9 protein-coding genes are annotated in these 7776 nt (G+C 62.8%); all 9 read right to left on the bottom strand.

Annotated elements, in window-relative coordinates; all coding sequences use genetic code 11:
• Positions 1-121: 121 nt before the first annotated feature.
• Positions 122-781 carry a protein-L-isoaspartate(D-aspartate) O-methyltransferase gene (locus LB524_RS16060; protein WP_224528063.1) on the bottom strand — a complete coding sequence of 220 codons (660 nt, stop codon included), beginning with the start codon at positions 779-781 and terminating at the stop codon, positions 122-124.
• The gene (gene surE, locus LB524_RS16065) at positions 778-1536 is read right to left on the bottom strand and encodes a 5'/3'-nucleotidase SurE (RefSeq protein WP_015317537.1); all 759 of its coding nucleotides are present in this window, start codon (positions 1534-1536) and stop codon (positions 778-780) included. The genes LB524_RS16060 and surE overlap by 4 nt, the downstream gene beginning before the upstream one ends.
• A complete protein-coding gene (serS, locus tag LB524_RS16070) occupies positions 1536-2840 on the bottom strand; it encodes a serine--tRNA ligase (protein WP_224528065.1) in 1305 nt (434 codons plus the stop codon). Before serS ends, surE begins: the two co-directional genes overlap by 1 nt.
• Before the next feature lie 102 nt (positions 2841-2942).
• Positions 2943-3818, bottom strand: coding sequence for a twin-arginine translocase subunit TatC (gene tatC / locus LB524_RS16075; RefSeq protein WP_023769965.1), 876 nt, complete (start codon positions 3816-3818; stop codon positions 2943-2945).
• Positions 3815-4582: a Sec-independent protein translocase protein TatB gene (tatB, locus tag LB524_RS16080; RefSeq protein WP_224528079.1), complete on the bottom strand. Its 768-nt coding sequence runs from the start codon at positions 4580-4582 to the stop codon at positions 3815-3817. Before tatB ends, tatC begins: the two co-directional genes overlap by 4 nt.
• Before the next feature lie 29 nt (positions 4583-4611).
• Positions 4612-4833, bottom strand: coding sequence for a twin-arginine translocase TatA/TatE family subunit (locus LB524_RS16085; RefSeq protein ID WP_015317533.1), 222 nt, complete (start codon positions 4831-4833; stop codon positions 4612-4614).
• A 180-nt stretch (positions 4834-5013) separates the two neighbouring features.
• On the bottom strand, positions 5014-5778 hold the full coding sequence (gene scpB / locus LB524_RS16090; protein ID WP_224528100.1) for an SMC-Scp complex subunit ScpB: 765 nt from the start codon (positions 5776-5778) through the stop codon (positions 5014-5016).
• Positions 5775-6575: a segregation and condensation protein A gene (locus LB524_RS16095; protein ID WP_015317531.1), complete on the bottom strand. Its 801-nt coding sequence runs from the start codon at positions 6573-6575 to the stop codon at positions 5775-5777. Before LB524_RS16095 ends, scpB begins: the two co-directional genes overlap by 4 nt.
• 62 nt (positions 6576-6637) lie before the next feature.
• Positions 6638-7657: a beta-N-acetylhexosaminidase gene (gene nagZ, locus LB524_RS16100; RefSeq protein ID WP_224528112.1), complete on the bottom strand. Its 1020-nt coding sequence runs from the start codon at positions 7655-7657 to the stop codon at positions 6638-6640.
• Positions 7658-7776 lie beyond the last annotated feature (119 nt).

Genomic DNA, 7776 nt, shown 5'->3' on the forward strand with positions numbered 1-7776 from the left:
AGCGCGTTAATGTTACTGGCCGGTTAACCCATTAGAATCCGACGAAAATTTTCTTAAAACATTTGGGGATGATCAGCGGCACGATGGCGAGCCCGAAAGAGATCCGGCGGCCGGCCGGAAACTAGATAACCGCTGCAATGCTGCGCAGGATCGGCTGCAGCCGCACGAGGCCGATATCCTCGCGCTCGAAACGGCTGCCGACCTTGGTGAGCTTGGCCAGCACCTGCTCGCCCTCCTCCGGCCCGATCGGCGCGATGACGATGCCGCCGCTCGACAATTGGTCGAGCAGGAAGCGCGGCAGGCTGTCGAATGCCGCCCAGGCGACGATGCGGTCAAACGGCCCTTCATTGGGCAATCCGCTGGAACCATCGGCCTGCCGCACGATGGCATTGCTGATGCCGAGTGCCTCGAAGCGCTGCCTGGCTTGCTCGACCAGCGTCTTGTACCGATCCACGGTCACGACCCGCGCCGCCAGCCGCGACATGACAGCCGATGTGTAGCCGGAACCGGTGCCGATCTCGAGCACGCGGTTTCCCGTTTCAATGGCCAATGCGGCGATCACCGCCGCCTGCAGATCCGCCCCTTCGATCGCTTCGCCGCATTCGATCGGCAGCATGCGGTCCGACCAGGCGATCTGGTGGTATTGCGCTGCCAGGAAGCCGCGTCGCGGCGTTGCCTCGAAAGCCGCGATCAGCGCCTTCGGCACCGTTCCCCTGCCGCGCAGGCGCAGCAGGAAAGCGGCAAATCCTTCGCGATCATCGATTGGAAAGCCCTGATTCATGCAAGCGCCTTGCTCAGCTGGTCACGGATCTCATGCGCGGTAAGGTCAAGCTGCAGCGGCGTCACCGACACCAGCCTGTTGCGCAGGGCAAAGAGATCGGTGCCCTGCTTGCCCTCGACCGGCTCGCGGCCGAAGCGCAGCCAGTAATAAGGCAGGCCGCGCCCGTCGCGGCGCTCGTCGACCCACAGGCTGTGCACCAGCTTGCCCTGCGTGGTGACCACCGTGCCGGCCACTTCCTCGGGAAGGCAGTTGGGAAAATTGACGTTGAGCAGGACGCCGTCCGGCAGCGGCGTCGCGACGAGCTTCTTCAGCAGCGCCGGCGCCAGCGCTTCGGTGGTCTCATAGGGGACGACGCGATCCTCGCCGACAGTGCTGTAGCCCTGGCTGAGCGCTATCGACCGGATACCGAGCAGCGCGCCTTCCATGGCGCCGGCGACGGTACCGGAATAGGTGACGTCGTCGGCGATGTTGGCGCCCGAATTGATACCGGACAGGATCAGGTCGGGCGCACCGGGCAGGATCTTCTTGACGCCCATGATGACGCAATCGGTTGGCGTGCCGCGCACGGCAAAATGCCTTTCGCCGATTTTCCGCAACCGCAGCGGCTCCGAAATCGACAGCGAATGCGCATAGCCCGACTGGTCCTGTTCCGGCGCCACCACCCAGACATCGTCGGACAGGGTGCGGGCGACGCGCTCGAGCGACGCCAGGCCCTCGGCATGGATGCCGTCGTCATTGGTCAGAAGAATGCGCATTATTTCGATTCGATCTTTTCCAGCCCACCCATGTAAGGCCGCAGCACTTCAGGAATGGTTACGCTGCCATCCTCATTCTGATAGTTTTCGATGACAGCTATGAGCGCGCGGCCGACAGCGGTGCCCGAACCGTTCAGCGTATTGACGAAGCGGTTGCCCTTGCCATCCTTGTCCTTGTAACGGGCATCCATGCGGCGCGCCTGGAAATCGCCGCAGACAGAGCAGGACGAGATTTCGCGATAGGCGTTCTGGCCGGGCAACCAGACCTCGATGTCATAGGTCTTGCGCGCGCCAAAACCCATGTCGCCGGTGCACAGCACCATGGTCCGGAACGGCAGCTCAAGCCGCTTCAAGACTTCCTCGGCGCATTGTGTCATCCGCTCGTGCTCGGCGAGTGAGGATTCCTGGTCGGTGATCGAAACCAGCTCGACCTTGTAGAATTGATGCTGGCGCAGCATGCCGCGCGTATCGCGTCCCGCCGAGCCTGCCTCGGAACGAAAGCAGGGCGTCAGCGCCGTGAAGCGCAGCGGCAGCTTTTCATGCGCCGTGATTTCTTCGCGCACGAGGTTGGTGAGCGGCACTTCGGCGGTCGGGATCAGGCCAAGCCTGCCCTCCCCATGTGGCGTGAAGAACAGATCCTCCTCGAACTTCGGCAACTGGTTGGTGCCGAACAGAACGTCGTCCTTCACCATCAGCGGCGGGATCACTTCCTCATAGCCGTGCTCGGTCGTGTGCAGGTCGAGCATGAATTGGCCGATGGCGCGTTCCATCCGCGCCAGGCCGCTCCTGAGCACGGTGAAGCGCGAGCCCGACAGCTTCGCCGCGCGCTCGAAATCCATCATGCCGAGCGCTTCGCCGATCTCGAAATGCTCCTTCACCCAGTTCGGCCGTGTCGGCACCTTGCCGACGACATGCTTGACGACATTGTCGTGCTCGTCCTTGCCGACCGGCACGTCGCCGAACGGCACATTCGGCAGCACCGCCAGCGCATCGTTCAGCGCCTTGTCAAGCTCGCGCTCGCGCGCCTCGCCGTTCTGGATGAAGGTCTTGATCTCGCCGACTTCGGCCTTGAGTTTCTCGGCAAGGGCGGCATCGCCCGAACGCATGGCGTTGCCGATCTCCTTCGAGGCGGCGTTGCGGCGCTCCTGCCTGGTCTGCAGCTCGGTGACATGTTCGCGCCGCGCCTCGTCCTTGGCGATCAGCCCGTCGACCGTGGACTGCGCCTCATCCGCCGACCACGAGCGCTTGGTGAGCGCCTCGACAAGGGCCTTCGGGTTGTCGCGAATCCATTTGATGTCAAGCATGGTTATCCGTCCTCAAGCTAGGTTTGAGGGGCGTAAACCGCATCCTTGATCGATGCAAGATGGGCCGGGCGGCGGTTGTCGTTTTCCGCCGCCGCCGATGCCCTACGAGGCCGCCGGCGCTGGCGGCTCGTCCGGCGCCTTGTCGGCCACGGTCTCGCCGGCTTCCTGCTTCTCGCGCGCAAGCCGCTGTTTCTCCTGGTCGCGCTCGATCCACCGCGCGGCCCAGATGGAAACCTCGTAGAGAAGGATGGTCGGAATGGCCAAGCCGATCTGGCTCATCGGATCCGGAGGTGTCAGCACCGCGGCAACGATGAAGGCGATGACGATCGCCCATTTGCGTTTTTCGGCCAACGCCTTGGACGACAGCATGCCGACGCGCGTCATCAGGCTGGTTACCACCGGCAGCTGGAACACCAGGCCGAAGGAGAAGATCAGCGTCATGATCAGGCTGAGATATTCCGACACTTTCGGCAGCAGCGAAATCTGTACCTGGTCGTCGGTGCCGACCTGCTGCATGGCGAGGAAGAACCACATCACCATCGGCGTGAAGAAGAAATAGACCAGCGAGGCGCCCATCAGGAACAGGATGGGCGATGCGATCAGGAACGGCAGGAAGGCATTGCGCTCGTTCTTGTAGAGCCCGGGCGCAATGAATTTGTAGATCTGCGTGGCGATCAGCGGAAAGGCGATGACCATGCCGCCGAACATGGCGAGCTTGACCTGCGTGAAGAAGAATTCCTGCGGCGCGGTATAGATCAGCTCGACCTTGTGCGGGTCCAGCCCTGCCCATTTCGTCGCCCACTTGAAGGGGACAACCAGAAGGTTGAACAGCCTCTTGGCAAAGAAAAAGCAAACCAGGAAGGCAACGAAGAAGCCACCGAGAGACCAGATCAACCGCCTGCGCAGCTCGATCAGATGCTCCATCAGAGGCGCCGACGATTTTTCGATCTCGTCCTTTTCCTTGTCCGAAACGCTCACTTGGCGGCTCCAGCCGTCTTTTTGGCTACCGGCTTCTTGGCCCCAGCAGGTTTCGGTTCGGTTTTCGCAGGCGCCTTGGCAGCAGGCGCCTTGGCTGCAGGCGCCTTGGCGACGGCAGGCTTCGTCACAGCCGCGGTTTCAGGAACTGCCGCTGTCGTGGCCTTTGTCGACGCCTTGGGCGTGGGTGCGGTTTTTGCCGCCCCCGCGGGTGAGGCTTTTGCCGCCACCACCTTAATGGATGGCGCTTTTGAAGCCGGCACCGCCTTGGCGGTTTTCCTGGATGCCTTCGGTTCCGTGGAAGCCGCCACCACCGATTCATCGGTCATCGCCGGGAACATCGATGCTGGGGGCGTGACTTCCGGGCCATTGACGCCAGGCATGGTCGTTGCACCGTTTTTCAACGGCTCGGCCGCCTGGGGCGTCGCCGCTGCAGGGGCCGATGGATCGGCGGCCGGCTTCGGCTTCATCGCCGCGTCGACGCCGGCGCGCACATCGGCTGCCGCCTGCTCGAACGGATTGAGCTGCTTCTTGATCTCGGCGACTGGGCTGAGACCCCGGAGTTCGTCGACCGACTTCTTGACGTCGTCGAGCTCGGCTTCCTTCAAGGCCTCGTTGAATTGCTTCTGGAAATCGGCGGCCATGGCGCGCAGCTTCGCCGTCGTGCGGCCGAATGTGCGCAGCATGTTGGGCAAATCCTTGGGCCCGACGACCACGATCATGACGATCGCGATCACCAGCATTTCGGTCCAGCCGACTTCAAACATGGCAATCTGTTCCGACTAGAACTTTTGGCTCAGCTCTTGCTGGCCTTTTCCTTCGCGGCCGAAACGGTCTCATCGGCACGGTGTTCGACGGTGCGCTTGTCGTCGGCAACGTCGTCGTCGGCCATGCCCTTCTTGAAGCTCTTGATGCCCTTGGCCATGTCACCCATCAGCTCGGGAATCTTGCCGCGGCCGAACACCAGCAGCACGATCACCAGCACGATCATCCAGTGCCAAATCGAAAATGAACCCATAACCAAATCTCTCTCGAATGTTTTCCCTGGCGATGATCTATGCGTTTTCGCTTTGGGATTCAAACACAACCGCGACAGAGTTTATGAAAGGCCGACGGATGTCACGCATTTTCGGCGATGCGGCCCGCTACCAAACGGCGCATGTAAAGCCGCAAAGCAGCTTTTGAAAGGCGCTCGTGGTCAATCTTCCGTGACGCGCGGCGTCAGCAGACCGAGCTCCTCGAGGTCGATGTCGGTCAGCGGATCCTCGTCCTCGGTCAGCGCGTCGGGATCGGCCGGCGGTTGCGGGATGGAGAAATTCGAAGGCATGCGGCCCGAAAGCAGGCCGGCGCCCTTCAGTTCCTCCATGCCTGGAAGATCACGGATTTCCTCGAGTGCGAAATGGTCGAGGAAGGTTTCGGTGGTGCCATAGGTAACGGGGCGACCGGGCGTTTTGCGGCGGCCGCGCATGCGCACCCATTCCGTTTCGAGCAGCGTGTCGAGCGTGCCCTTCGAGGTTTCGACACCTCTGATGTCCTCGATCTCGGCGCGCGTCACCGGCTGATGGTAGGCTATGATCGCCAGCACCTCGAGCGCCGCCCGTGACAGCTTGCGCTGCTGCACCGTATCGCGGCTCATCAGGAAGGCCAGGTCGCCGGCGGTTCGGAAGGCCCAGGCATCGCCGACCCGCACCAGATTGACGCCGCGCCGGGCGTAGATCTGCTGCAGCTCCTTCATGGCTAGCGCGACATTGATGCCATCGGGAAGGCGTGCGGCAAGCTGCTTTTCGCTGACGGGTTCGGCGCTGGCGAACACGATCGCCTCCGCCATGCGCACGGCTTCCGCCATATGCAGACGCTCGGCCGGGTTCTGCACCTGCTCGGCCACGTCCTCGGAGAACAACTCCTGCCCAGGCTCGTCCTCGACCTTGAACGGGATAACCGAAGCGTTGGCGCGTTCGCTCATGATGCCACCTCGACTGCCTTGATTGCTTGCGTGCGGCCGCGCAAATAGATCGGGGCAAATGTCTGATCCTGCCGCACGTCCATCGTGCCGTCGCGCACCAGTTCCAACGTTGCCGCGAAGGAACTGGCGATCGCCGTGCGCCTTTCCTCGGGGCTGGTCATGTACACGATCAGGAAACTTTCCAGTGTCGTCCAGTCGCTTACAGCCCCGACAAGGCGGGTCAGGATATCGCGTGCGTCCTTGAGCGACCAGACACCGCGCCTGGCGATCGTCACGTTGTTGATCGCCTGCTTCTGCCGCTGCTGGGCATAGGCAGTCAGCAAGTCGTAGAGCGACGCTGAATAGGCGTTGCGCTTCTCGATGATCACCATTTCCGGCATGCCGCGCGCGAACACGTCGCGACCGAGCCGGTTGCGGTTGACCAGACGCGCAGACGCGTCGCGCATGGCTTCGAGCCGCTTCAGCCGGAACTGCAGCACCGCCGCCAGTTCCTCACCGCTTTCGCCCTCCTCGCCCGGCTGCTTGGGAATCAGCAGCTTCGACTTGAGGAAGGCCAGCCAAGCCGCCATCACCAGATAGTCGGCGGCAAGTTCGAGCCGCAGCGCCCTCGCCGTCTCGACAAAGGTCAGATATTGCTCGACCAGTGCCAGGATCGAAATGCGCGCCAGATCGACCTTCTGGGTACGGGCAAGATGCAGGAGAAGGTCGAGCGGGCCCTCGAAGCCGGCCACGTCGACGACCAGCGACGGATCGCCGGTGACGCGTGAATCGTCATTCTCGGCCCACAGGCGATCCATCGGTGCGGCCTTCGGAGCCTTGCTTTCCAATGCTTCCGCCACTGCCCTGTCACTTCCCTTGGCTATGCCACCGCGTCGAAATAGGTGGCGAATTCAGCGCGTATCTCGGTTTCTTCTACCGTGTCGCTTGTCTTTATATAGGTCATTGCCCGCTTGGCGCGCTCCAGCGACTTGCCTTCAAGCCCTTTAGTGCGCGATGCGATCCCCGCCATCTCCTCGAAAACGCCGTTGCAGTGAAGGACCAGATCACAGCCGGCCGCAAGGATCGAGGCGGCCTTTGTCGGGAAATCCCCAGAAAGCGCCTTCATCGAGGTGTCGTCGCTCATCAAGAGCCCGTCGAAACCGATCTCGCGGCGGATGATCTCGTCGATGACCTTGCCGGAGGTGGTCGCCGGGTTCTTGGGATCGATCGCGCTGTAGACGACATGCGCGGTCATCGCCATCGGCAGATGGTTGAGTTCGCGGAACGGGGCAAAGTCGTGCCGTTGCAGATCGCTGAGCGAGGCGTCGACGACAGGCAGCTCGAAATGCGTGTCGGCAAACGCGCGGCCGTGCCCCGGAACATGCTTCATCACGGGCAGCACGCCGCCCGCCATCAGGCCTTCGGCCGCGGCGCGGCCGAGTTCGATGACCGGACGCGGATCCTTGCCATAGGCGCGCGCGCCGATGACATCGCTGGCCCCTTCGATCGGGACGTCGAGCACCGGCAGGCAATCCGCCGATATGCCGTAGCGCAGGAGGTCGAAGGCATGCAGCCGCGCCATCAGCCAGGCGGCACGCGCGCCGGCGTCGTGATCGTCGCGCCAAAGCGCACCCAGCGCGCCACCGGCCGGATAGTTCGGCGCCAGCGGCGGTCGCAGGCGCTGCACCCTGCCGCCTTCCTGGTCGATGAACACCAGCGCGTCCGGGCGCCCGATGCAATCGCGCATCTCGGCGACGAGATCGCGGATCTGCTCGGCCTCGCCGATGTTGCGGGCGAACAGGATGAAGGCCCACGGGCACTCATTGCGATAGAAACGGATTTCTTCGCGGGTGAGCGTTTTCCCGGCACAGCCGAGGATCATGGATTTTGATTCGGTCATTTCAGGAGTCTAGGGCTTCGCGAGGTCAAAGGGAATCATCCCTGACCGCACGGCCGGCTGCAAAACAGGCTTCCACATGAAAAAGTCGGGGGGGGGGGGGGGGGGGGGGGGGGGGGGGG

The sequence above is a fragment of the Mesorhizobium sp. ESP6-5 genome, assembly GCF_020164695.1.
GTDB lineage: Bacteria > Pseudomonadota > Alphaproteobacteria > Rhizobiales > Rhizobiaceae > Mesorhizobium > Mesorhizobium australicum.